Below are 24542 nucleotides of genomic sequence, written 5' to 3'. Positions count from 1 at the left end.
TTTCGCATATTAAACTTAGCTATTTAGAATGTTACCGCTATGCGTTCAACCTTTACCGTTTGGCCTGAACTGCCTGAAAACGTACCGTTAAGTTGTATTGCGATACGTTCAATCATCCCCAGGCTCGCTTCATTTTCAGGTACGAAGACCAGGGTTTGGCTGCCTGCAATGACGGGCTCTATTGTTCCGTAAACCCTTGTATAATCGGGCGCTCCCGTCTGCACGTAAGCTTGGGCGGTCAGTGCTGTACTTGCTATATCGGCGCCACTGTTCAACGTAATTTCAACCTGAGCATCGTTAAAGTCCGTCGCACTAATTTGCATAATATAGTTGTGTGAGCTGGCGTCCGGCGAAGGTAGCAATATTGCCGCCTGCAGGCCCGCATCATAGTCCACCGCCGCATTTGTTCCATAATCGGCCCTTAACCCCTGCACATCAGATGCAAAATCGTAAACCAGATTTGTCGGTGGTATCACCACCGGCAAAGTCAGTGATACGTGCGTTAGCAAAACGGCATCCGATTGGCCACTGGCAAGCGGACCGTTTAACTGAAGACCCAAACGTTCAATAATTTCCAGATTGCCGGAACCATCATCTACTGGCGCAAAACTGAGAGTATTAAGGCCCTCATTTACCGCTATGGCCTCGCCGTATAATCTGGCATAACTCGGCGCACCGGTTTGTACAAAGGGTTGCACGGTCAGTCCACCCTGCACTTGAGCCATACTGACACTTACGCTGTACTCAAGATCGGCGTCTGTCAGGTCACTAAGACTTATCTCTTTTATATAAACCTGTTCAGTCGGGTTATCAGTCCAGTCTGGAAGCAATACTGCGGCCTTAGCGTCAGCATTATATTCTACTGAAGCGGCGGTACCATAATCGCCGCGCCAGCCTTCGGCGTCATTCTCAAAGGTATATTCAATAACCGTTGGCGCGATATCATCGCCTGGCACAACAATAGGCAAAGTTAACACCTTGCTGGTATAGCCTGACTCTTCTATCTGTATATAAAGATTGTAAATTCCAGCGCGCAAGGCGTCGTTTACAACAATCTCGCCGGTATGGCTATTTAGCTCAAATAAACCCGCTTCGTTGCCACCTAATATTGTCCAGGTGACCGATGTTAGCTCCTCATGTAAATTACCTTGTGCATTTCTGGATACTAAATCGACAACGGGTGTGCCAATAGTGGCCTCGGGCGCTATTTGCTGAGCCCCTGGATTGTCGATAGAAGGTGCTTCATTACGCACATAGCTGCGTAACCAGGTCAGGGCTGCTTTCTCAGCGCCATTTTCGTAGGCCAGTATAGCGCCCTGCGCTTCTCGCCAGTGGCCAGGCAGGTAGCCCCACATAGTTACTCCCTGTATTGCAGGATGCTCCCAAAACACCGGAAATAGACGTTGGTATTCCAACAGCTGAGTAAGTTCGTCTGTCCCGTCTATATCTAGCTCTGTAAGGTATAGATCCAATCCGGTTTGCTCGGCCAACGTATCAATATTAGTTTTTATTGTCTCGAGGGGCCCGGTAGTGGAAAATGCGTGGCCTTGAAATCCTACAGCATCAATTAACCCTCTGGCATTCAAAAGATTGGCCAGCTCCACCATTTTTGCGGTTCGGGTAGTAGAATTAACAACGTTATATTCGTTAAACATTAGTTTGGTATGAGCAGGAAATATATCTCTGGCTAACTGAAAGCTATTTATAATCCAATCGTATTGCGCTGCTTTATTTTGCGCCTCTGTGGGTGTCATCCCTGCGTTTAGGAACTGCTGCGTTAACTCTTGCGTCATTTGAGGATTGGCCAACCGTAAGGCGTCAATATAACCTGGGCCATTATTGGCACTATCGGGTGGATCATTGTCAAATTCATTCACTACCTCTATATAATCAATACTAGGATAGCGGTTATTTACCTCGTTAAACCATTCGGTTATTTCTTCAAGCTGTTCCTCTGCCGGTAGTGTTGAAATCCACGAAGGCTGCTGATTTCCCCAAACCAGCACATGATGCTTATAGATGTAGTTGTTATTTTTGGCGAGATTGTAAGCTTCATCCAACTCAGTCCAATTGTATTCATCGCGAACGGCTTCGACACTTCCCCATTTACCGGCATTTTCAGGCGTCACCTGGTTCCAGTACGCTTCAAAATTGGGCCGTTGACGGCCACAACACACTCCACCTAAAAATTTCGATAGGCCTTGTGCAAGAGGGGGACCCTCGGGGACATAAGGGGCGGGCGGCGGCACCAAAGTACCAGGTCGGCCTTGTTCAAGTTCATCAACAGTATAGGTTAGCTCCGCTGGCGCAAATACAAATTTGTCTATATCTAAACCATCTTCACGTCCTGCATAACGAAAAATGTGTTCGCCAGCTACCTCTACCGTATATTGGGTGTCTACCATGCGCGTCCACATAAATGACTCTGTCAGTGCCGAACCCAACCCAGCGACGATTTCATCTTTTTGATAGCCTGGTTCGCCAGGCGCGGCATAGCCCCCAATACTATTTACCAGGGTCCATTCTTGTTCCGTATTCAGCCTTGTATTGATAAATAAGCTATCGTCGTTGGCACCTTCCGGCCCTACCCGCACCCTTGCGTATAAGTTGTATTGGCCGGGGCGTGGGAAATAAACGGCTAGTTCCCCTACTCTACTGTCGTCTTGTGGCGGCTCGGCCTGTGTAGACGCTATCGATACATATCCTGTAGCGCCCTGGGTAAGTAAAAACGCCTCCCCGAGGTGACGTAATTGCGCATCAGCGCCGCCCTCGGCTTCTGCATATATCCCTACACCAGGGTTATCTTGCTGAACCGTTGTTTGATACGATAATTGTTGGCGCTGTAATTCAAACGGTATTGCCTTAGAAATGGTTTCCCCAGGCGCTAACGTTGCAGCGGCTACTAACCAATAAGGCGCATCTGTATAGGTATAGCCATCGGGAGATGAAGCAGGGATATTATTTTGCGTTACAAGGACGCGAAATGGCCCGTTAAGCGGCTGCTCTGTTGCATTGGTGATTGAAACGGTAGAGATATATGCTCGGTTAACCCTATCAAATACAGCGCGAGACTGGGAGGTCGCGACACTATCTTCTATAGACATCCACCCAGCCCAGCCCACGCTGGTTGTAGACGCATAAACTACGGCTGCTGTTAAACCTGTTAAAAGTTTCATACATCACCTCTGCTGTTTTTTCTGCGCCGAAGCGACAATGCTAATAAGCCACTGCTAATCAGAAATAGCGTGGTGGGAGCGGTAACATCGAAGGTATTCAACGCTACGTTGTCTACAGTCAATGACGATAATCCGCCATCGGTAAAACCATCAATACCTACGCCCGGCAGTAATTGAAACTCTAATGTAAGATTGGCCATACTTCTAAGCGCTTCACTTAGCATAATATTCAATGAAAAGCTGGCGAGGCCATTTATCTGCTGCTCGATAATCGTTCCCAATTGCCCATCGGCGTTATAAAACGCTCCGCTTCCATCGCCAAAAGCAACCACGAAATAATCGGCGATAAAACCGCTTGCACTGCTGTTTAATAAGGAATCAATAGTAATATCAAATGATAAAGAGGGCGCTGAGCCGATGTCGATAGATTGAAACAGCGTGTTTGCAAAGAAAGCTTCGGTTCCTGTACCGTCTATTTGCAAAGTGCCTGCACAATTTCCCGCTGCATTGGTTACCACAAAGTCCTGCCCAACAGAGATATCACCCCATCCATCCGTGTCTTTTTGCCATCCATCAAAGGTACATGAGTCAAAATCGCCGTTTGTAATAGGCGCTCCAAATGCTGGTAAAGTAATTACTGCGGTAAGCAACAAGCTGGCACATATATTCGCTTTCATTTTTGTTATTTCCTGATTAATAGGTTTGCTAGACAGTAGCTCACCTACCCGTCCCCCGGTCATTCAGGCCGCCACTGAAAGTAGGATTACAAAAACAGCGAATAATTTTTATACATTTTATTAACTTATCATTAATGATTTTATGTTTTGTTTTTTTGAAAAACACTTATAGACAGTGGCTAATCCTTCATTAGTGCCCGTTGCCCCGCAGTGATATCTACGGCACTACAACATATAGACAACGAATCAAAACAACGTATTTATATAATACTGAAAAAGGAATGGTTCCTTTGCACTGTATACAGATAGCGGTTGCTAGATGCTTATCCGCTATAGGCTATTCCAATACACTCCTCACATAAATACGAGCGCGATCTCGGTTCATCTCTTATCGAACGGTGGGTGTCTATTGAGATGTACTAGAGTCAACTGATCGGCGGCTAGCCGTTTAACCCAGCGCTATTCTAAGGGTTCTAAACGAGTGGCGAATACCAAGCCAAGACAAACAGAGCTGGTGGGTCTCTACCGCTACGACTCTGAGGCAAAACATGCGGTGGGTGTCTATTGAGATGTACTAGAGTCAACTGATCGGCGGCTAGCCGTTTTAACCCAGCGCTATTCTAAGGGTTTTAAACGAGTCGCGAATACCGAGCCAAGACAAACAGAACTGGTGGGTGTCTACCGCTACGACTCTGAGACAAAACATGCCTTAGGTGTCTATTGAGGTGAGTGGGTGTCTATTAAGATGGCTACCTATCGAAGGGCTTACTACCCCGGCAGCGATGATACAAACTGTGTTCAACATTGGCGGGCGGTGTCTTCTACGTGGTTTCTTGCGCGCAAACTGGCAAGGTGTTTGTGTGGGGAGTAAATACCATAGATAATACCTGCTGCATTAAGCTGGGCCGCATGGCATTTTTCACTGTGCACGGCCGCGGTATGTATAGCAACGTTTTACTTATCTGCTTTTTTCAAACAGGAATCACCACATGCAACACCATCGCGCTTCCTTTGCGTTGATTATTTTAGTTTTTATCGGCAGCCTTTCGTTTGATACGGTAGCAGAGAACCCTGCGGATGCGAGTTTTTGGTACGATATACCCCAAAAAGATTTGGTTTATTTGCAAACTGCCCATGGACAGGTGGTGATTGCACTGACCGATTCCATTGCGCCCCAGCACGTGGCCCGGTTTAAAAACCTGGTACAAACCGGCTTTTACAATAATCGTTATTTCTATCGTGTGGTTGAAGGTTTCGTCGCCCAGGCCGGAGCTAACAATACGCACCGAAAAAACGCCTCCACCTCCCCCCTACCCGCCGAGTTTACAGCAAACGATGTTGAAGGATTCTACGAGGTAGAACGTCCGGCTCCTTTCGCTCCGGTAGCCGGGTTCATCAATGGCTTTCCAGCTGGCACTACCCCCGACCGACAACGTTATTGGCTAACGCATTGTCCTGGTATGGTAGCTATGGCCAGAGACAACAAAAAAGATACCGCTACCACCGACTTTTTCGTGGTGATGGGTCAGGCGCCCCGCCATTTAGACCGCAACATGAGTGTTTTTGGTCGGGTGGTAGCCGGCATGGATACGCTACAAAAACTGCCCCGTGGCAACCTCGAGAATAACGGAATGATCAACGACTTTGAGGAGAACAGCGAGTTAATTTTTGCTAATCTCGGTAGCGAGTTACCCGTAGCAAAACGGCGTCAGTTCAAAGTTCAGTTACCCGGCCATTCTGCTTATCAAAAAAAGGTAGCGCAGGGCCGCTTACTGAACAATGCATTCTTTGTTGATGATGCACTGGCTCCACGGCCAATTGATATTTGCTATTATATGACAGAAGTTCGTGAGTATTGAAGCTTCAGCCTCCTTGGCCAGAACAGAGAATAACTGCGGCGAATTGCACTGAAATCTGGCGACTTTTCCACCATAGTGCGGGGAATATCCGCATTTCAGTACACATTGTGAGCATTTAGAAAAAGTTAGTAAAAAAGGGGTTGACGGACACCACTCATATTCGCATAATACGCGCCACTTCCTGAAGGGGAAGAGAAAAAACGTAAGGCTACGTAGCTCAGTTGGTTAGAGCACATCACTCATAATGATGGGGTCGCAAGTTCGAATCTCGCCGTAGCCACCACTTTTTATCTTTTCATTTAAGAAGTTTCAACAGTGCGGAAGTGGTGGAATTGGTAGACACGCTGGATTTAGGTTCCAGTGCTTCACGGCGTGAGAGTTCAAGTCTCTCCTTCCGCACCATGTTGGGGTATAGCCAAGTTGGTAAGGCAGCGGGTTTTGATCCCGTTATTCGTTGGTTCGAGTCCAGCTACCCCAGCCATTTTTCTAAGTAATTGCGCAGTCGCTGCGTGGTTATCAACTGGGGTATAGCCAAGTTGGTAAGGCAGCGGGTTTTGATCCCGTTATTCGTTGGTTCGAGTCCAGCTACCCCAGCCATATCCGAAAACCGGTCCGCTTGACCGGTTTTTTTGTCTTTATAAAAATTTGGCTACGTAGCTCAGTTGGTTAGAGCACATCACTCATAATGATGGGGTCGCAAGTTCGAATCTCGCCGTAGCCACCATTTTTATTTAAGATAGGTATTAGCGCCCTGCTAATACGCCCTTTGTTGTTGGGGTATAGCCAAGTTGGTAAGGCAGCGGGTTTTGATCCCGTTATTCGTTGGTTCGAGTCCAGCTACCCCAGCCATTCCTTTTTTTCTCCTTCTGCGCTGCTCCCATTTTGCTCTACTCCCGTAACTACCCCAGACAAGTTATGACATTTAACTGCATAACTACGCACTAAACATTATCGGGCTACTTACGGTTTAAACCTCACATGGTAAGATAGCCAGCCATTAAAAAATTTATCCAAGGGAACATAAGTGATTGATAAAATTGTCGCAGCCGTGAACAACGTGCTGTGGGGAGATGGTCTGGCCTTCAACCAGCAACTCCCGGTACTTGGGAATGTTGATTTCGCCACCGGCCCCCTGCTTATCTATATGCTGGTTTTCTGTGGTATCTGGTTTACCTGGAAACTACGCGGTGTCCAAATCCGTCATTTCGGACATATGTTTTCTATTATGAAAGGCAGCACCACCGCCACCACCGAAGGCATCAGTTCCTTTCAAGCGCTGTGTACCAGCTTGTCTGCCCGCGTAGGAACCGGCAATCTTGCCGGGGTGGCGGTAGCCATTTCCCTGGGTGGGGCCGGTGCCGTTTTCTGGATGTGGATGATCGCCCTTATCGGTATGGCCACAGGTTTTGCCGAAAGTGTGTTAGGCCAGTTGTATAAAGTAAAAGACGACAATGGCGAGTTTCGCGGCGGCCCTGCCTACTATATAAAGCAGGGGCTGAATAAAACCTGGTTAGCCATTGCCTTTTCGTTGTGCCTGTTCCTGGGTTACGGCTTTATATTCAGCGCTGTGCAGGCCAATACCATTACCGATGCTTTGGAAAATGCCTACGCAATTCCTACTCTTTATAGTGGGTTGGCGATTATCGGCTTAGCGGCAATGATAGTGGTGGGAGGCTTACGGGGTATCGCCCGTTTTGCCGAGCTGGCGGTTCCCTTCATGGGCGTAGGCTATATTCTGGTGGCCTTATTCGTAACGTTTACCAATGCATCCGAGTTGCCTGGCATGATTATGCATATCATTAATTCTGCCTTTGGGTTAGAGGAAGCTGGCGCGGGAGCACTGGGGGCGGCTATCAAAAATGGTATTCAGCGCGGGCTGTATTCCAATGAAGCGGGCTCAGGTAGTGTGCCTCACGCCGCCGCTGGAGCAGCGCCTAACCCAAACCATCCGGTATCGCAAGGCTACGTACAAATGCTCGGGGTGTTTTTCGACACTATGATTTTATGTACCTGTACGGCATTTATCATCTTGCTGGCGGGTAAAGAAAACGCCGCCGAAGGCATGGGCGGAATTGGCCTGACTCAGGAAGCACTGAGTATACATCTGGGGGCCTCAGGAACAGACTTTATCTCTGCGGCAATATGTCTTTTTGCATTTACCTCCGTGGTGGCAAATTATGCGTATGGCGAAAGTAACCTGCACATCTTTAAGCTTGATAACAAACCGGGCCGGTTGGTCTATACCGTGGGGTATCTGGCTATGATTTTATGGGGTTCTATGGCCGCATTACCTACCGTTTGGGCGATGGCCGATATGGCCCTTGGATTAATGTCGGTTATTAATATCATTGCTATTGTGTGGTTAACTCCCACAATTGTTTCTGTATGCCGAGATTATTTCACCAAAATGGATCGGGGCGAGCGGCCCGAATATGCTAATGGTGATTGCCAGATTCAGGGCAAATCTGAAAAGGGCATCTGGTAAACCGAAGGTTAACCTCTACCCTGTCTACCTTTAGTCAGTAAAAAGCCACTACGCCTTGCGGCGGGTGGCTTTTTTGTGTTTTTTTATGCTCCCGGTTTAGCGCTTTAACCCTGCTTTAACCGCACCTTTATTATGCTGTCATCATTATGTTTGATAAGAGCAGTATATGAAGGTTTTCTCTTCTCTATTTGCGCTGAGTGTTGCCGCCGTATTAGTGGGCTGCAGCAGCCTGCCTGACACAACCTACAGTAAGCGTAGCGAGCAAACGCTCACGGAACTAAAGCCATGGTCGCAGACACCAGAACAAGGGGTCGCGGCACAAACCCTGGTCGAGCTGATTGACTTACCCGTCGTATCCGATTTGATTGCAGAAGCCCTGGCCAATAACCCCGGGGTACAGCAAACCCTGATCACCCTACAGCAAGCTCGCTTAAGGCAAACTAGCGTAGGTGCAGATCAGCTCCCGCAGGTCTCGGCGACTTTGCAGGGCGTCAATGCTGAAGCCTCGCAAACTCGGTATGCCACAGATATCACTGTCAGCTGGGAGTTAGATTTATGGCAAAAGCTGGCAGATAGCACAGATGCCGCCAGTTTTGCTGCCCAAGCCAGTGCAGCAGATTATCTGGCAGCGCAGAATACGCTGGCAGCCAGTGTTATCCAGGGCTATTTAGAAGTGATTGCCCAACAGCCGTTAATCGCCATTGAGCGGCAACGTTTAGAGGTGTTGCAAAATAGCGAGTCGATTATTTTAACCCGCTATCGCAATGGCCTGGGTAGCCTTAACGACTTGGACACAGCCCGTACCAGCAGTGCAACCTCTCAAGCTAACCTTGCTGAATATCAAAACAACCTGCAAACTGCACAACGTAATTTAGCCGTTCTGATAGGCCGCCCCCAGCCAGATCTGGACGCTTTAGTTACCGCCCAGACCTTTCCCGAAGTGGTTGCCCCCTTACCTGGAATGTCGCAACAAAACCTGGCTCAACGGCCTGACTTAATAAGTGCCTACCAAAGCCTGCTCAGCTCGGAATCCACCCAGCAAGCAGCTTATAAAGCACTGCTTCCTTCACTTAATATCAGCGGCGCGTTATCTGATGAAGGTTTAAGTCCCAGTGCTGCTTTGCTAAAGGATCCGGTATGGACACTGTTAGGGTCTCTTACTGCGCCCCTCTTCCAAGGCGGAAAACTTAAAGCCAATGCGCAGATAGCCGAACTGGATACGGTGAATAGTTGGTGGGTTTATCAGGAAACATTGCTAAACGCCGTACAAGAGGTAGAAGACACCCTCAGCCTTGAGCAAAGCCTTAGTGTACGCCAAAACCATTTACGCCAGGCCCTGGCGAATGCCACCCGTAGCGCCCAAAGTTACGCCAATCAGTACCGGCAGGGATTGGTAGATATTCTTGACTTATTGTCGGTCTATCAAACCCGCTTCGATCTTCAGGCGCAGCTAGTTCAGCTACAACGCAACCAGTTATCCAATAGAATTGATTTAGGTCAGGCTCTGGGCCTGGGAGTATCGTCATGACACCACGACAAAAAACGTTTCTTGTCACCCTGACTGCGTGCGCAGCAATGGTGGCGGCTGTGCTGTTTTTAACCAACCAGTTTTCGCCCCCCGGCCCACCCCGACAGGCTGCAACCAGTGCCGATGCGGTGCCCCAAAAGCCGGTTGACGCAGATAAATCGGCTGTTCGAGCCCAGCCCAAGGTTGCCCGCGCTGGCGAGCCAACGTTACTGGCCGATAATGAGGCGCAGCAACGCCGCCCCGGGGGTACCCAGGCAGGCAACGCGAAGCGTCAAAGCACTGCACCCGAGGTGGGTGTCATCATGGCAAGTGCCCAGCCGCACCAGGCCTCTGTTACCGGTTATGGGGAGGTGCAGCCGCTGTTTAATTTGTCTCTTACCGCCCAGGTAAGCGGGCAAATACAAGCATTGTCTGATAACTTTTTAACGGGTCGCTTTGTACAAAAAGGCGAAGTGATTGCCCAGCTTGATGATACCGATTATGTGCAGGCAGTAGCGATTGCAAAAGCTGGGGTAGAAGAAGCTATTGTAGCGCTGGAAGAGGAGCGCCTGCAGGGCGACCAAGCTGCCGATGAATGGCGTCGCTCCGGGCTTACAGGCGAACCGGCTTCGGCTTTGGTTTTACGTGCTCCGCAGTTGGCAGCGGCTACCGCCAATTTAGAGCAAGCCCAGGCGACCTTAGCAAGCGCCCGCCGCGACTTGCAATATACCCAAATCACCGCTCCTTTTGATGCGGTAGTAGTTAGCCGGGATATTCAGCCAGGTAGTTTTGTGCAAACCGGTTCCCCCATTGCTACTTTATATTCCACCCATACCGCTCAGGTAGCGGTGGCGTTGTCGGCCCAACAATGGCAAAGCTTACCCGGCGTAGACACCCTGGCAGACAGCCCATGGACTGCCACCCTTAACGATATGCAGCATTCGGCTACCTGGCAGGGAAGCATTCATCGGGTAGAACAAACACTTGCCAGTGATACACGCCAGCGCAGCGTAATCATTACCCTAGCGCAGCCCCTGAGCCAAGCATCACCGCTGTATTTTGGTACCTATGTAGAAGCTACGATCGCGGGAAAAACCTGGCCGCAAGTATGGCGTATTCCCGCCACCGCTATCTCGCAGCAACAGGAAGTCTGGTATGTAAAGCCTGACAACACGTTGGCGAAGTTTTCCCCCACGGTACTTTTTCAACGCGGTGACGCCGCCTATATTCAGCCGTTGGAAAACCTGTCCGAGGGGCAATCTTCCGCGGCTCACTCTGCCCCTACCGGCCTGCGCATTGTAGCCAGGCCGCTGAACAACTATTTACCCAACATGCGGGTAACCCCCGTTGAGGAGAGCGTAAATGGAAACTAACCAAACTGGCATTATTGCATGGTTTGCGCGTAACCCAGTGGCGGCTAATTTACTTATGCTCGGTATGATTATTCTGGGCATCGCCTCGCTTACTGATATTCGCAAAGAAGCTTTTCCTGCCATGGAGCCACGTTTTGTAACCATCTCGATGACCTATGACAGCGGTGACGCTAAGCAGGCTGAAGAAGGCATCGCGATTAATATTGAAAACGCGCTTGAGGCGGTACCTGGGATTAAACGCATTACCTCAACCTCATCCGCTAACGGCGCCACAGTGCAGGTAGAAAAAGAAAGCGACTATGACTTAGACACCTTACTGACGGACGTTAAAACTCAGGTAGACAGCATTTACAACTTTCCTTCGGATGCGGAAAATCCGGTTATCAGTAAAGGCCGCCGACAAGAACATGTGATCTGGGTTCAGCTGTATGGTGATACCAATCATGCGACCTTGCAAAAGCTGGGCGAAAGCCTGGAGCGGGACTTGTTAGCGCAAACCGGGATACGCGAAGTCAGTACGCCTCACTTCACCGATCCTATGATATCGGTGGAAATCGATGAAGCGCGTCTGCAAGCGTATAACCTGACTCTGTCTGACGTGTCGCAGGCCATAAACCAGGAGTCTGCTACTGCCTTAACCACTTCCCTGCGAAACGAGCAAAAGGTCATTCGCCTGAAAGCCTCAGAGCAAGCTTACTACGCCAAAGATTTCGCCAATATTCCTTTACTCACCAATACGGCGGGGACCTATTTAACTATTGGCGATGTGGCTAATGTTACCGACATTTTCGCCGACGATACCTTTAGTTTGTCGCGTTACAACGGCAGCAACGGTTATGGCATTCAACTGGTAATGGACGAGAACGGTGACGTAGTAAAAATGGTCGAACAGGCCAACGCCGTAGTGCAGCAATGGCACGAAGAAGGGCTATTACCGGATGGCGTCGAACTGGAAACCTGGTACGACAAAAGCACATTGATTACAGAGCGGTTAACCCTGCTTACCAGTAATGCGATGACCGGCATCGTATTGGTATTTGTAACGCTGGCGCTATTTTTAAATCTGCGCGTGGCGTTTTGGGTCGCGGCCGGCTTACCTTTCATCTTTTTCGGCACCCTGTTTTTTATGACCGATGATTTCACCGGCATGACCATCAACGAAATGACCACCTTTGGGTTTATTATGGCGCTGGGGATTGTAGTAGACGATGCGGTGGTCGTCGGCGAGAGTATTTATGATACCCGTCAACGGTTTGGCGATACCCTGGGCAATACCGTGCGGGGCACTATGCGCGTGGCCATACCTACCCTGTTTGGTGTGCTTACTACCGTAGCGACTTTTTTCGCCCTGTCGAATGTAGAAGGCAACTTAGGCAAGCTGTATTCCCAGTTTGGCACTATTGTCACCTTATGCCTGCTATTGTCGGTGGTAGAGTCCAAACTGATTCTTCCAGCGCATCTGGCCCATTTACCGACACATCGTAAACCAGGTAAAGGTATTGCCGGTATCTGGGGGAATATTCAAAATAAAGCCGACAGTGGATTAAGCTGGGTGCGGGACCGGTTGTACCGGCCCGTTTTGCAAAAAGTGATGCTATACCGCTATGCCGCGGTGGCTGGCTTTATCACTTTACTTATTCTAGTGCTTAGTATGCCTATGTCTGGCGCTGTACGAGTGGGCTTCTTTCCCAGTATGCCGGGCGACACGGTGGAAGCATCGATGACGCTACATTCTGATGCCAGTTTTGGCCAAACGCAGGCCAATTTGCTGCGCCTGGAAAATGCGGTAAATCAGGCAGATAAACAACTTATGCAGGAACACGCTGCCACTGGCAGTGGGATCAAAAGTCTACAGGTGGCAGCATCAGGCGATCAGGCTGGCTCCCTGGTAGCCGAACTGGTTAGTGACAAGCCCTATACGCTTGATGAACTGGCCACGACGTGGCGGCAACTGGCGGGCAATCCCGAAGGTGTGAAGCAGCTTAAAATTCAATCCCGCAGGGAAATGGTGAATGCTTTTCAGGTAGAGCTAAAGAGCATTAGTGATGACACCTTAATTGCTGCGGAAAGTCAGTTTCGTAGCACGCTAGCTGCCATTGATGGCGTGCATAGCATCGAAAGCTCGTTAACCCCAGGAGAAGCAATGTTGCGCTTCGAACTGACCCCTCAGGGCCGGGCGCTGGGCATGGACACCCAAACATTGTCCCAGCAACTTTTACGTGCTTTCGGGGGCGAGATCGTACAACGCTACCTGCATGATAAAAACGAAGTGAAGGTGCGGGTGCGCTACCCTGAAGAAGATCGTACCAACCCGGCAGATATCCTAACTGCCCGCGTACGGCTTCCCGATAACACCGTGGTGTCATTAAGCGATATAGCGCAAATTATTCCCGATACTCAGCAAAAGCAAATCACACGAATTGATGGCCTTCGCGCCCTTACCATTGCCGCTTCGGTGCAAAGTGATAGCATCACGTCAACCGAACTGGTTAGCAAACTTAATAGCGAGCTGGTGCCGATATTAACCCGGCAGTATTCCGACTTATCCGTGCATTTTGCTGGCGAAGCAGAACAACAGGAAGAAACCCAGAGCTCAATGCAAACCGTGTTTATTCTTGCGCTGATAGGAATCTATGCGCTGCTCGCGATTCCGTTAAAATCGTATATTCAGCCCCTGATCATAATGACTGCCATCCCCTTTGGCATTGTCGGTGCTATTTTGGGTCACTGGAGTAATGGGCTGATGCTAAGCCTGTTGTCTTTGAATGGAATTCTTGCCCTCAGCGGCGTCGTAGTGAACGACTCGTTACTACTGGTTTCCCGGTATAACAGCCTGCGCCAGGCCAATGTGGCGATCCACGAGGCTATTCTGGAAGCCTGTACCAGCCGATTACGGGCGGTATTACTCACCTCAGTAACGACCTTTGCCGGGCTTTACCCCATCCTGGGCGAAACCTCAAAACAAGCCCAATTTTTGATCCCGGCTGCGGCCTCGCTCGGTTATGGTATTCTGTTTGCCACCGGTATTACCTTATTGCTTATTCCGGCGCTATTACTGATAAACGAAGATATCCGTCACCTACTTGGTAAGTTACGCCAACGTAACCGGGCGAACACTGGAGAACCCCATGACCAACCTACTGCTGGTTGAAGATGATCCCGACCTGGCGGGTAATATTATTGATTATCTGGAGCTGGAGGAGCTGTATTGCGATCATGCCAGCAATGGCATGGCCGCCCTTCAGTTATTGCAATCTGGCTGCTACGGCGTAGTGATACTGGATATCAACCTGCCGCAACTGGACGGTTTATCGGTATGCCAGCGCCTGCGTGAACAGGGTAACGATACGCCGGTAATAATGCTTACTGCCCGGGATCAACTGGACGACAAACTAACCGGTTTTGCCCGTGGCGCAGATGATTATCTGGTGAAACCTTTTGCCATGGCTGAGCTGGTGGCCCGGGTGCAGGTACTGGCATTGCGCCGCAGCGGGCAGATAAAACAGTTATCCAGCGGCCCGGTGACACTGAACGTTACGCAACGGCAGGCTTTTATTAATGAAAAACCGGTTAAGCTGAGCCCTACGGTACTGATCATCCTTGAACAATTGTTGCGCGCCACGCCTCAGCCGGTTAGCCGCGATTCACTGGAACAGGCTATTTGGGGGGATGAACGGCCTGACAGTAATAGCCTTAAAGTCCACATGCATCATCTTCGTAAAGCGCTGTCGGTACAAGACAGCGTGTCAGTAGTATCCCAGCCAGGCGCCGGTTTCCGCCTACTGTTACAGGTTGGTGAGCATGGTTAATGGTATTAAATTAAGCTTGCGACGCTATGTGCTGGCTGCCCTGCTAATCATGGGCACTGTATTAATTTCTGCATTATCGTGGTTGGCGGCGAATAATTTTTTTGAAGGCATGGATGGCATGCAACGCGGTACGATGGTCTCGGCCGGGCTTCAGACCCAGGTGAAATCCGGCGAACCCAAACAGGTGCTTAACTATATTATTGCGGCTGACTGGCAAGATTTGCCACACAGTATCACCAGCACCTTCGATGCCGCCCAAATGCAACCCTTTCGGCTGCATAAAAAAGTTGACCGGGATTTTATTTTCTTTCGTCCCCGGGGCGCGCTGTTTGTGGTAAAGCTTCGCACAGAACAAGGCGAAGAAAAATTTGTTGCCCAGGTATTTCGCCCACCGCGGATAAAACAAGACCGGCTATTCGCTATTTCCCATGAAGGTGTATCGCTATTGGTGGGTCTTGGCGCGCTGGTATTATTCTCATGCATGTTACTGATCCTGATGCGCAGTGTGGCCAGGCCGGTGGAACGACTAAAAAACTGGGCAGCCGAACTGGACGAAAAAACACTCGACTTACCTATACCGCCGTTCAGATACAAAGAGCTGGATGAGTTGGCCAGACTCACCCATGGCAGTCTGCAAAATGTCCGTCAGGTGCTACACCGGGAAAAAGAATTTGTCAGTCATGCCAGCCACGAACTACGCACGCCCATTGCCGTGATTCGCTCCAGTGTGGATTTACTGCATCGCTTGCCGGATGTGTCTGGGGATAAGGGGCAACGGGTTATCCAGCGTATCAGTCATGCCTCGCATACCATGACCGACCTGACTGAAACCCTATTGTGGTTAGGCCGGCCCCAAACCGACGCGCTACATTACCAGGCTACTCAACCGGGCCAGCTGGTTACCCAGCTATGTCATGAACTGAATTACTTGTTAAACAGCAAACAGGTAAAGGTGCAACTGGAAACCGATAGCTATCACGCCCAGCTACCGGTCACCGCACTGCGTATTGTGTTAGGAAATATTATTCGCAATGCTTTTCAGCATACCCAAAGTGGTACGGTCACCGTGCATCAGCAGCAGTTATCCATAGTAGTGGAAAATAGTAGCGCGCAAAATGATGAAGGCGCGCCCCAGGAAACAGGTTATGGACTGGGCCTGGAACTGGTCGACCGCTTAACCGCCCGGCTGGGATGGGTCTATACGGTAGCACGGCTAACCCAGGGTTATCGGGTTACGCTGCACCTTACTCCCGTGGCATAAAATCTCGTGGTTCAGCCAATAAAAAAGCGCCAACAAAAGGCGCTTTTTCCAAGATTACCGGGCGTTAGTACTAGTCACGTGACCAGGCAAACTTTTTAAACGGTTCATCCACCGGCGTATCTGCCAGGTGATTGGTGTAGTTACTCATTACCTTTTGGGCCAGAATAACAATAATCTCCAGTAATTGCTGCTGCGCATAGCCGGCATCAAAAAACTCATTAATAACACTTTGCTCAACATTACCGCGTCCGCGGGTTAATGCCAGAACCGTATTTTTCAGTGTATTGAGTTTAGCATCAGACAATGTTTTATCGCCGCGCAATTCCTGGATAAGATTGTCATCTACCTGCATGCTTTTCGCGATACCCGTATGGGCAGGTACACAGTAATGGCAATCATGTTCAACATTTACTGTTTGCCAAACTACTGTTAATTCTTCTTTATTGAACGAGGTTTGCTGCGCCAGCTCGTGTAATTTCTGATACCCTTCCAATAATGTTGGGGCTTCGGCCATTACAGCGTGCAGGTTTGGAATCATGCCAAAAGCTTTTTGCGACTCTTTCAATAACGGCTTTGACTTCTCTGGGGCATTGCTTTCATCATAAAGTGTAAAATCTGTCATTTGCATCTCCTAAAGGTTGCGTTCCACAATATAATGGGGCTGCTTGAACGCTTGTTCAACCCCTTACTTGAACATTTGTTCAAATAGTTTAAATAAAGACTGAGTAATAACGATGTACGAACCAAATACGCTATTAGATAAAGCTACCGAACTTTTTTGGCAAAAAGGTTACCAGGCAACCAGTATGCGTGATATCCAACAGGCACTGGATTTACGTCCGGGCAGCTTGTATTCACGTTTTCAGGGCAAATCAGAATTGTTTGAAAAAGTTATTGTGCATTATGCCGAACAGATTCTGGCGCGCCTGGAACAAACCGCTCAAAGCGAGGATGGATTTGAGGCTACCCGTGATATGTTCCGACAAGAGCTAATCAAGCCGGCTGAACTGCGCTACCAGCGCCAATGCTTGCTGTTAAATGCTTTAGCTCAAAGCAGTAAACTGGAAGATCGCGCCGCCCAGGCACTAGAACATGCCATGGCTAAAATGCTGCAGGGCTTTATTGGATTGGCAGCAGCGTTACAGGAAAAATCACTGATAAGCGGCGAAGTTGCGCCCGCCCAGGTAGGCCAGTGGTTACAGATTCAGTTTGTGGGCCTACGCAATGCGGCCTATTTTGCCAACGATGACGAACAGGTGATGTACTTTATTGATAAACTGATCATCGATTTACAAAGTGAGTGGCCGGCCTCATAAATGCGTACCGCCGGCCTATCTGGCTATCATCATAATCAGTTGTATGACCAGTGAGACCATTATCAGTGGCCATATCCAACGCGATAGTTTACCCGCGGTTTCACTGCTAATTCGCATCTTCGAGCGTTCTATTAGTGGCACAATGATCAGCAAGGCTACCAGTAATACCCCAAGAATAATTAACACTTCCATACACTACATCCCTACTGCATATCGCAGGATCTGTCGTTTTCCAAAATCAGTGTGTTGGGCAACTTTTAAGATGTTCCCCCGTAACCATTTTATGGGGGGCAACGCGTTGCCAAACAAGAGGTAAAGGCCATCCATTGCCGACATCATGGCCAGGTTGTCGACTCTGCGCGGTGTTTCGTACTGTTTTTCTAAGCGACCCACAAATGATTGGTCTGCTTCGGCTGCACCCGCTAACGCATCGCCACTTTGCAAGTGAGATGAAGCTGTAACGTTAAGCAGCGCGGCAACATCTTTAAAGCCAATATTGACCCCCTGCCCGGCCAGCGGGTTAATAGTATGGGCCGCATCGCCCACCAGTATAGCCCGTTGTTTAACGTATTGTTGGGCGTGCATCCTGGCCAGTGGAAACGCGGCTTTGCCTAGTACGGTAAACGGCCCTACCTGGCTTGCGAAGCGCTGCGCAATGGTTTTTTCCAGACGTGAATTATCCATGGCCTTTAACTGTTTTATCGTCGAAGGCGTGTCATACCACACGAACGAGCCATAATTATTGTACATGGGTAAAAAAGCGCGCGGCCCCTCAGGATGAAACTCCTGCCAGGTTTGGTCAGGCTGCTGCTGTGCGGTTTCTACTACCACTCCCAGCGCTTGCTGCGCGTATTGCCAGCCAGTAGTGCCGATGCCCGCTAACTGGCGCACTTTAGAGCGCGCCCCATCCGCGCCAATAACCCATCTGGCCTCGAGCTTTTCGCCACTAGCTAAAGTGACAATGGCGCTGTTTGTCTGCCAGCTAATTGCTGTAGGTACACTCTCAAAGCGGCTAAGTTGTCCTGCTGTTGCCTGGGTATCGATAGCGGCCAAGCATGCCAGTTGAACCAGCCGGTTTTCAACAAAGTATCCTAACGCATCCAATTGCAGGAGGCTGGCAGTAAAATCGGTACGCTGCGTGGGGCCTTCCCAGACTGATAAGGTATCGTAGGCACGCAGTCGTGCTGCAGGGATATGCTGCCACGCCTGCAACGAGCGTAGCAGCTCAACCGACCCCAGGGATATAGCGCTAACCCGCATGTCAGGCGGCTGCTGCGGATTATAAGGCTGTGGCCTATCCGGTTCTATCAAAGCCACGCGATAACCCTGTCGGACTAACCCTAAAGCTGTAGCTGCACCGACCATCCCGGCACCATTCACGCAAAAATCGTACATATGCTCTCCTAGCTGTAAGGCCACCATTATGACCTAAACCCGCTATAACGTCATGATGTCCTCCTTACGTTACGTAACGAAGCAGGATTTTCGATTAAGAATCCGTACAATCACTGGGCAAAAGCCCTTATAACAGGTAAAATACGCGGCTATTTTGAACATATACCGGCATGGTTTATCACCACATTGATGTGACGCAATGTTTGCGTTTTATACGCCCGGACGAGGCGGTCATTTAACGGTGCCGGTTAAACTACATAATGGTTTTTCTATGACCAAGAAGCTGTATATCAAAACCTGGGGCTGCCAGATGAACGAGTATGACTCGGACAAAATGGCCGACCTGTTGGACTCTACGCATGGCTACACGCGCGCTGAAGAAGCAGAAGACGCTGATGTTATTTTGTTAAATACCTGCTCTATTCGCGAAAAAGCGCAGGAAAAAGTGTTTCACCAATTAGGCCGCTGGAAAAATCTTAAGCAAGACAAACCGGACCTGATTATTGGTGTGGGCGGGTGTGTTGCATCACAAGAAGGTGATGCTATCCGCCAGCGAGCGCCGTTTGTTGACCTGGTGTTCGGCCCCCAAACCTTGCACCGCTTGCCTGAAATGATTAAACAATTACAGGGCGGCGCCGGTTCCGTGGTGGACATCAGCTTTCCTGAAATTGAAAAATTTGACCGGTTACCTGAACCTCGCGCTGATGGCCCCACGGCCTTTGTGTCGATAATGGAAGGCTGTTCAAAATACTGCACATTTTGTGTGGTGCCCTATACCCGCGGCGAAGAAGTAAGCCGGCCGGTAGATGATGTCATTCTGGAAGTGGCGCAACTGGCGGAACAAGGGGTCCGGGAAGTGAACCTGTTGGGACAGAATGTGAATGCCTATCGTGGCGAATATCATGATGGCACCCAGTGCTATTTTTCTGAGTTGCTGGAATTAGTGGCAGCCATTGATGGTATTGATCGTATACGCTACACCACCTCACACCCGGTGGAGTTTACTGACGATATTATCGCTGCTTATGACACTATTCCGGAGCTGGTAAGCCACCTGCATTTGCCTGTACAAAGCGGTTCAGATCGTATTTTAACCCTGATGAAACGGGGCCATACCGCTATTGAGTATAAGTCTAAGGTACGTAAGCTGCGCAAGGTCCGTCCTGATATTAGTATGTCATCTGACTTCATTATTGGGTTTCCGGGTGAAACCGATGCTGACTTTGAGGCCACCATGGATTTAATCCAGGCTGTGGATTTTGATTTAAGCTTCAGTTTTATTTACAGCGCACGGCCAGGCACGCCGGCTGCAGACGCAGTAGACGATGTAACCGAAGCGACCAAAAAACAGCGTCTGCAGTTACTGCAACAGCGTATAACTCAACAAGCCTTACGCATTGCACGGCATATGGTAGGTACTGAACAACGCATTTTGGTAGAAGGGCCATCGAAAAAGAACCCGATGGAGTTATCTGGGCGTACTGAAAATAACCGGGTGGTAAATTTTGAAGGTACACCGGATATGATTGGCGAATTTGTTGATGTAAAGATAACAGATGTGTTCACCAACTCATTGCGTGGTGACCTGATTCGCCGGGAAAGTGAAATGGGGTTGCGTGTAGCGGTTTCACCCCAATCTATTACCGCGAAACATCAACCCGAACAACCTGACACCCTTGGTGTAGGCCAATTTGTTCCAACAGCATAAAGCGAGGATACAACCAGCTTGAGTAATTTGGTAAGCAACGAAATTATATTAGAACCGGAAGACAACAAACGGTTGTCAGTACTGTGTGGCCCGTTTGATGACAACATCAAACAAATTGAGCGACGTCTGGGCGTAGAAATTACCTACCGAAGTAACGCGTTTAAAGTGTTGGGCGATGCTCAGCAGGCAGAAGGTGCGGCCGAGTTGCTCAAACAGTTGTATATTGAAACTCAGCCCCTGAAAGGCCAACCAGTTGAACTTACGCCCGAACAGGTGCACCTGGCCATCCAGGAGTCAAAAGTTCTGGAACAGGACAACGATGCCGCCCGTCCTGGTAAAGAAGTTAACATCAAAACAAAGCGCGGCGTTATTAAACCGCGCAACCCTAATCAGGGGCAATACGTAGCGAATATCGTTAACCACGATATTACGTTTGGCATAGGCCCGGCGGGTACTGGTAAAACGTATTTGGCAGTAGCTGCGGCAGTGGATGCCCTGGAACGTCAGGAAGTACGGCGTATTTTGTTAACCCGCCCTGCTGTGGAAGCCGGTGAAAAGCTGGGTTTTTTACCCGGGGATTTGTCGCAGAAAGTGGACCCCTACCTGCGCCCGCTTTATGACGCGCTATTTGAGATGTTGGGCTTTGAAAAAGTCGAAAAACTGATGGAGCGCAACGTTATCGAGGTCGCACCGCTGGCGTATATGCGGGGCCGTACATTAAACGATGCCTTCATTATTTTGGATGAAAGCCAAAATACCACCACCGAACAAATGAAAATGTTTTTGACCCGCATCGGGTTTAACTCAAAAACGGTGATAACCGGTGATATTACCCAAATAGACCTGCCCCGCGGCGCGCGTTCGGGTTTACGGCATGCTATCGAGGTATTGAAAAATGTGAACGATATATCGTTTAACTTTTTCACCGCCACTGATGTAGTGCGTCACCCGGTAGTGGCCCGTATTGTTCAGGCTTATGAACGGCATGACGCCGAGCAGGAAGCATTGCAACAAGCCCGACGCGAAGAAGCACGACAGGCGGCAGCAGCGAAAGACGCTGCGGATAAAGACGCCTCGTGACGGCCATTATTGACTTGCAACTTGCCTATCAAGGTGATGCAGATGTCGAAGCTGCCATTCCTGCAATATCCACATTGCAGGAATGGGCGAACAGGATGTTTGGCATTCTGGATCTATATGATCAGGAATTCACCGCTCGGTTTGTGGGCATTGAAGAGTCTCAGGCCCTTAATCTTCAGTTCAGGGGTAAAGATAAGCCGACCAATGTGCTGTCGTTTCCTTTCGAATCTCCCCCGGGTATTGAAATGCCTCTGTTAGGTGATTTAGTGATTTGTGCGCCGGTTATTAGCCAGGAAGCTGCTGAACAAAACAAGCCTGTGGCCTTTCATTATGCACACATGTTGGTGCATGGCATTTTGCATTTACTGGGTTATGATCACATTGAAGATACTCAGGCAGATGAAATGGAAGCACTGGAAATACGTATATTGGCCGAATTAGGCATTGACGACCCTTATCAAGATCATTAACTTGACCATTGTAAATCAATAAAAAAGGATATTATGAGCGACGATAACCCCCACTCTACCAACGGCTCTGCGTCTAAAAGTTGGTTAGATAGAATTAAACTGACTTTCTCCGGAGAGCCGCAAAGTAAAGAAGAACTGGTAGAAGTTATCACTGACGCTGAACAGCGCGAAGTGATAGACCCGCAGACCCGTGAAATGATAGAAGGTGTTATCGGGGTGAACGAAATGCGGGTGCGTGACATAATGATTCCCCGCACCCAAATGACGACTATTGATATCAACCAAAAGGTAGAAGAATTTCTACCTATCATGCTTGAGTCTGCTCACTCACGTTTTCCGGTTATCAGCGAAGACAAAGATCACATTGAAGGTATACTGCTGGCCAAAGATTTGCTGGCATATATGTTCAACTCCGAAAAAGAATTTCATCTGCGCGAAGTAATACGTCAGGTAGTGATTGTGCCTGAAAGCAAACGGGTCGATGTACTGCTGAAAGAGTTCCGCCAACAGCGTTATCACATGGCTATTGTGGTAGATGAGTATGGCGGGGTGTCGGGATTGGTGACGATCGAAGATATACTGGAACTTATTGTTGGCGAAATTGAAGACGAGTACGATACCGAAGAAGACGGTACTCAGGATATCCGCCCGCTAAATAAATACACCTATTCTGTAAAAGCCCTTACGCCAGTAGAAGACTTCAATAGCTTTTTTGAAACCAGTTTTAGCGAAGAAGAAGCAGACACCATCGGCGGTATTGTGCTTAAAGCGTTTGGTCATATGCCAGCCACCAGCGAAGAAATTGCAATAGGTGATATTAACTTCAAAATTACCCATTCAGACAAGCGCCGGTTAGTGCAGCTTAAAGTGACTATCCCCTCCCTGGAGTAATTGTTCTGAAACCGTTTTTCTCTGCTGTCCTGCTATTACTTAGCGGGGCCAGCCTGACCTTTGCTTTTGCCCCTTTTGCTATATGGCCGGTGACATTTTTTGCCCTGACCATTGCGATTCGCCAACTCCACGTACGCCCTCCTTCAGGCTTTATGACTGGCTGGTTATTTGGCCTTGGCTGGTTTGGCGCCGGCATTAGCTGGGTACATGTGAGTATTGCCGATTTTGGCGGCCTTCCGATAGTGGCTTCAGTAGGGCTAATGGTGCTGCTATGCAGCTATCTTGCCCTGTACCCAGCCCTGGCGTTTTATCTAACTAAGCGTTTATTCACACCTGCGCTATGGCCACTGGCATTGCCAGCGTTTTGGTTTACCTCAGAGTGGTTACGTAGCTGGATGCTAAGCGGGTTTCCCTGGCTGTCGGTGGGCTATAGTCAGTTAGATAGTCCTATGGCGGGATGGTTTCCGGTTATCGGCGAAACTGGCGTTAGCGCTCTGGTCATAATGTTGTGCACCTGTGCGGCTATATGGACCATGCGCCGCCGTTATCTTCCTGTACTTCTGGTTATGGCTATTACTTTTGCCTCTGGTTGGGTATTGCACAATTATCGCTGGACTACCGCCCACAAAACGTATCAGGTGGCAATGGTTCAGGGCAATATTGAACAGTCTATTCGCTGGGAACCTGAACAGGACTTGCCCATAATGAATACCTACCGCCGGCTAAGTGCACCATTAATGTCGAATGACTTGATCATTTGGCCGGAAGCGGCTATTCCCAAATTGGAATATCTGGCCCGGGATTACCTTTATCAGTTAGACGCTGACGCCGCCGAACAGGGTACGGCAATTGTCTCTGGTATTGTTAATATGAATTTCGAGTCACAGGATATCTGGAACAACCTGATAGTGGTAGGTCAAAAGGTAGATGGCGATGATGGCCATTATCGATATGGCGGGACTAACCGTTATGCTAAACATCACTTGCTACCGGTAGGCGAGTTTGTGCCTTTTGAAGATATATTGCGCCCGTTAGCCCCGTTATTTGATTTGCCCATGTCATCGTTCAACCGGGGCGAGTTCATGCAACCTAATCTGGTTGCAAACGGTATTCGCCTGGCCCCGGCAATATGTTTTGAGATCGCCTTTGCACGCCAAGTGGCAGCCAATGTTCACCGCAACACTGATATGATACTGACGGTCAGCAACGATGCGTGGTTTGGCCATTCTCACGGCCCTGCGCAACATTTAGAGATTGCCCGGGCGCGGGCTGCGGAGATGGGCCGTCCGGTAATTCGGGCTACTAATAATGGCATCACCGCATTTATTGATGCGCGAGGTGAAGTGACCGCGCGTTTACTGCAGTTTGAACAAGGCAGTATCAGCGCCAGTGTGACTGGTACACGGGGCTTAACACCCTATCGTTATGCCGCTGATTGGCCCATGATAGGGTTATTGTTAATAAGTATCTCGCTAGCAGCCTGGTTACAACGCCAAGCGCGCGGGACACGCGCTGCATAAGAAACTCCCCCCAGC

Annotated in this window: 18 protein-coding genes and 6 tRNA genes; 19 read left to right on the top strand and 5 right to left on the bottom strand. The window is 49.3% G+C overall.

The genetic code is table 11. The features are described 5' to 3' along the window. Positions 1-23 precede the first annotated feature (23 nt). The gene (locus D0Y50_RS06845) at positions 24-3176 is read right to left on the bottom strand and encodes an endo-1,4-beta-xylanase (RefSeq protein ID WP_117316117.1); all 3153 of its coding nucleotides are present in this window, start codon (positions 3174-3176) and stop codon (positions 24-26) included. After that, positions 3173-3853 (bottom strand): hypothetical protein, encoded by a 681-nt coding sequence (locus tag D0Y50_RS06840; RefSeq protein ID WP_147318228.1) that lies wholly within the window; start codon positions 3851-3853, stop codon positions 3173-3175. The genes D0Y50_RS06845 and D0Y50_RS06840 overlap by 4 nt, the downstream gene beginning before the upstream one ends. A 989-nt stretch (positions 3854-4842) precedes the next feature. Between D0Y50_RS06840 and D0Y50_RS06835 the strand changes: the two genes are divergently transcribed. The 13 genes from D0Y50_RS06835 (at position 4843) to D0Y50_RS06775 (ending at position 16147) form a co-directional block, all read left to right on the top strand. Further along, the gene (locus D0Y50_RS06835) at positions 4843-5712 is read left to right on the top strand and encodes a peptidylprolyl isomerase (protein WP_117316112.1); all 870 of its coding nucleotides are present in this window, start codon (positions 4843-4845) and stop codon (positions 5710-5712) included. Between the two features lie 206 nt (positions 5713-5918). Continuing rightward, positions 5919-5995: transfer RNA gene (locus D0Y50_RS06830), tRNA-Met, on the top strand. Between the two features lie 34 nt (positions 5996-6029). Continuing rightward, positions 6030-6114: transfer RNA gene (locus D0Y50_RS06825), tRNA-Leu, on the top strand. A gap of 3 nt (positions 6115-6117) precedes the next feature. Continuing rightward, positions 6118-6193 (top strand) — tRNA-Gln (locus tag D0Y50_RS06820). A 40-nt stretch (positions 6194-6233) separates the two neighbouring features. After that, a tRNA-Gln gene (locus D0Y50_RS06815) sits at positions 6234-6309 on the top strand. Positions 6310-6359: 50 nt separating this feature from the next. Beyond that, positions 6360-6436 (top strand) — tRNA-Met (locus D0Y50_RS06810). Between the two features lie 49 nt (positions 6437-6485). Then, a tRNA-Gln gene (locus D0Y50_RS06805) sits at positions 6486-6561 on the top strand. A gap of 175 nt (positions 6562-6736) precedes the next feature. Next, a complete protein-coding gene (locus D0Y50_RS06800) occupies positions 6737-8197 on the top strand; it encodes an alanine/glycine:cation symporter family protein (protein WP_108566348.1) in 1461 nt (486 codons plus the stop codon). A gap of 166 nt (positions 8198-8363) precedes the next feature. Further along, on the top strand, positions 8364-9725 hold the full coding sequence (locus D0Y50_RS06795) for a TolC family protein (protein WP_117316110.1): 1362 nt from the start codon (positions 8364-8366) through the stop codon (positions 9723-9725). Beyond that, on the top strand, positions 9722-11077 hold the full coding sequence (locus D0Y50_RS06790; RefSeq protein WP_117316108.1) for an efflux RND transporter periplasmic adaptor subunit: 1356 nt from the start codon (positions 9722-9724) through the stop codon (positions 11075-11077). The genes D0Y50_RS06795 and D0Y50_RS06790 overlap by 4 nt, the downstream gene beginning before the upstream one ends. Further along, positions 11067-14228, top strand: a complete 3162-nt coding sequence (locus tag D0Y50_RS06785) for an efflux RND transporter permease subunit (protein ID WP_117316106.1) — start codon at positions 11067-11069, stop codon at positions 14226-14228. The genes D0Y50_RS06790 and D0Y50_RS06785 overlap by 11 nt, the downstream gene beginning before the upstream one ends. After that, positions 14206-14886 carry a response regulator transcription factor gene (locus D0Y50_RS06780; RefSeq protein WP_108566352.1) on the top strand — a complete coding sequence of 227 codons (681 nt, stop codon included), beginning with the start codon at positions 14206-14208 and terminating at the stop codon, positions 14884-14886. The genes D0Y50_RS06785 and D0Y50_RS06780 overlap by 23 nt, the downstream gene beginning before the upstream one ends. Beyond that, positions 14879-16147: a sensor histidine kinase gene (locus tag D0Y50_RS06775; RefSeq protein ID WP_117316104.1), complete on the top strand. Its 1269-nt coding sequence runs from the start codon at positions 14879-14881 to the stop codon at positions 16145-16147. The genes D0Y50_RS06780 and D0Y50_RS06775 overlap by 8 nt, the downstream gene beginning before the upstream one ends. Before the next feature lie 70 nt (positions 16148-16217). Here D0Y50_RS06775 and D0Y50_RS06770 read toward each other — a convergent pair whose 3' ends face one another. Next, complete coding sequence (locus tag D0Y50_RS06770) at positions 16218-16769, bottom strand: carboxymuconolactone decarboxylase family protein (RefSeq protein WP_117316102.1); 552 nt, start codon at positions 16767-16769, stop codon at positions 16218-16220. Positions 16770-16881: 112 nt separating this feature from the next. Between D0Y50_RS06770 and D0Y50_RS06765 the strand changes: the two genes are divergently transcribed. Next, positions 16882-17463, top strand: a complete 582-nt coding sequence (locus D0Y50_RS06765; RefSeq protein ID WP_117316100.1) for a TetR/AcrR family transcriptional regulator — start codon at positions 16882-16884, stop codon at positions 17461-17463. A 15-nt stretch (positions 17464-17478) separates the two neighbouring features. On the opposite strand, the gene D0Y50_RS19485 is transcribed toward D0Y50_RS06765, so the two are convergent. Together D0Y50_RS19485 and D0Y50_RS06760 are read right to left on the bottom strand one after the other, a co-directional pair. Then, on the bottom strand, positions 17479-17655 hold the full coding sequence (locus D0Y50_RS19485; protein WP_170145460.1) for a hypothetical protein: 177 nt from the start codon (positions 17653-17655) through the stop codon (positions 17479-17481). 3 nt (positions 17656-17658) lie between these two features. Further along, positions 17659-18858 carry an FAD-dependent monooxygenase gene (locus D0Y50_RS06760; protein ID WP_117318658.1) on the bottom strand — a complete coding sequence of 400 codons (1200 nt, stop codon included), beginning with the start codon at positions 18856-18858 and terminating at the stop codon, positions 17659-17661. Positions 18859-19129: 271 nt separating this feature from the next. Between D0Y50_RS06760 and miaB the strand changes: the two genes are divergently transcribed. From miaB to lnt, 5 genes are read left to right on the top strand one after another with little or no spacing between them, the layout of a single operon-like run. Further along, positions 19130-20566 (top strand): tRNA (N6-isopentenyl adenosine(37)-C2)-methylthiotransferase MiaB, encoded by a 1437-nt coding sequence (gene miaB / locus D0Y50_RS06755; RefSeq protein WP_117318656.1) that lies wholly within the window; start codon positions 19130-19132, stop codon positions 20564-20566. 18 nt (positions 20567-20584) lie between these two features. After that, positions 20585-21646, top strand: coding sequence for a PhoH family protein (locus D0Y50_RS06750; RefSeq protein ID WP_108566356.1), 1062 nt, complete (start codon positions 20585-20587; stop codon positions 21644-21646). After that, on the top strand, positions 21643-22116 hold the full coding sequence (gene ybeY, locus D0Y50_RS06745) for an rRNA maturation RNase YbeY (protein ID WP_117316098.1): 474 nt from the start codon (positions 21643-21645) through the stop codon (positions 22114-22116). Before D0Y50_RS06750 ends, ybeY begins: the two co-directional genes overlap by 4 nt. A gap of 33 nt (positions 22117-22149) precedes the next feature. Beyond that, positions 22150-23007, top strand: coding sequence for a CNNM family magnesium/cobalt transport protein CorC (corC, locus tag D0Y50_RS06740; RefSeq protein ID WP_108566358.1), 858 nt, complete (start codon positions 22150-22152; stop codon positions 23005-23007). A gap of 5 nt (positions 23008-23012) precedes the next feature. Beyond that, complete coding sequence (lnt, locus tag D0Y50_RS06735; protein WP_408640694.1) at positions 23013-24527, top strand: apolipoprotein N-acyltransferase; 1515 nt, start codon at positions 23013-23015, stop codon at positions 24525-24527. Positions 24528-24542: the final 15 nt, after the last annotated feature.

The organism is Salinimonas sediminis (genome assembly GCF_003429285.1).
In the GTDB taxonomy this organism is placed as follows: Bacteria; Pseudomonadota; Gammaproteobacteria; order Enterobacterales; family Alteromonadaceae; genus Alteromonas; species Alteromonas indica.
This window is presented reverse-complemented; position numbering and strand designations above follow the sequence as displayed.

Bases quoted from the DNA above. Each gene is read 5' to 3' on its own strand.
- D0Y50_RS06785 (WP_117316106.1), top strand. From the start codon at position 11,067: ATGGAAACTAACCAAACTGGCATTATTGCATGGTTTGCGCGTAACCCA.
- D0Y50_RS06835 (WP_117316112.1), top strand. From the start codon at position 4,843: ATGCAACACCATCGCGCTTCCTTTGCGTTGATTATTTTAGTTTTTATC.
- D0Y50_RS06775 (WP_117316104.1), top strand. From the start codon at position 14,879: ATGGTTAATGGTATTAAATTAAGCTTGCGACGCTATGTGCTGGCTGCC.
- D0Y50_RS06790 (WP_117316108.1), top strand. From the start codon at position 9,722: ATGACACCACGACAAAAAACGTTTCTTGTCACCCTGACTGCGTGCGCA.
- D0Y50_RS06845 (WP_117316117.1), bottom strand. From the start codon at position 3,176: ATGAAACTTTTAACAGGTTTAACAGCAGCCGTAGTTTATGCGTCTACA.
- corC (WP_108566358.1), top strand. From the start codon at position 22,150: ATGAGCGACGATAACCCCCACTCTACCAACGGCTCTGCGTCTAAAAGT.
- D0Y50_RS06765 (WP_117316100.1), top strand. From the start codon at position 16,882: ATGTACGAACCAAATACGCTATTAGATAAAGCTACCGAACTTTTTTGG.
- D0Y50_RS19485 (WP_170145460.1), bottom strand. From the start codon at position 17,655: ATGGAAGTGTTAATTATTCTTGGGGTATTACTGGTAGCCTTGCTGATC.
- miaB (WP_117318656.1), top strand. From the start codon at position 19,130: ATGACCAAGAAGCTGTATATCAAAACCTGGGGCTGCCAGATGAACGAG.
- D0Y50_RS06780 (WP_108566352.1), top strand. From the start codon at position 14,206: ATGACCAACCTACTGCTGGTTGAAGATGATCCCGACCTGGCGGGTAAT.
- D0Y50_RS06795 (WP_117316110.1), top strand. From the start codon at position 8,364: ATGAAGGTTTTCTCTTCTCTATTTGCGCTGAGTGTTGCCGCCGTATTA.
- D0Y50_RS06840 (WP_147318228.1), bottom strand. From the start codon at position 3,853: ATGAAAGCGAATATATGTGCCAGCTTGTTGCTTACCGCAGTAATTACT.
- D0Y50_RS06760 (WP_117318658.1), bottom strand. From the start codon at position 18,858: ATGTACGATTTTTGCGTGAATGGTGCCGGGATGGTCGGTGCAGCTACA.
- D0Y50_RS06770 (WP_117316102.1), bottom strand. From the start codon at position 16,769: ATGACAGATTTTACACTTTATGATGAAAGCAATGCCCCAGAGAAGTCA.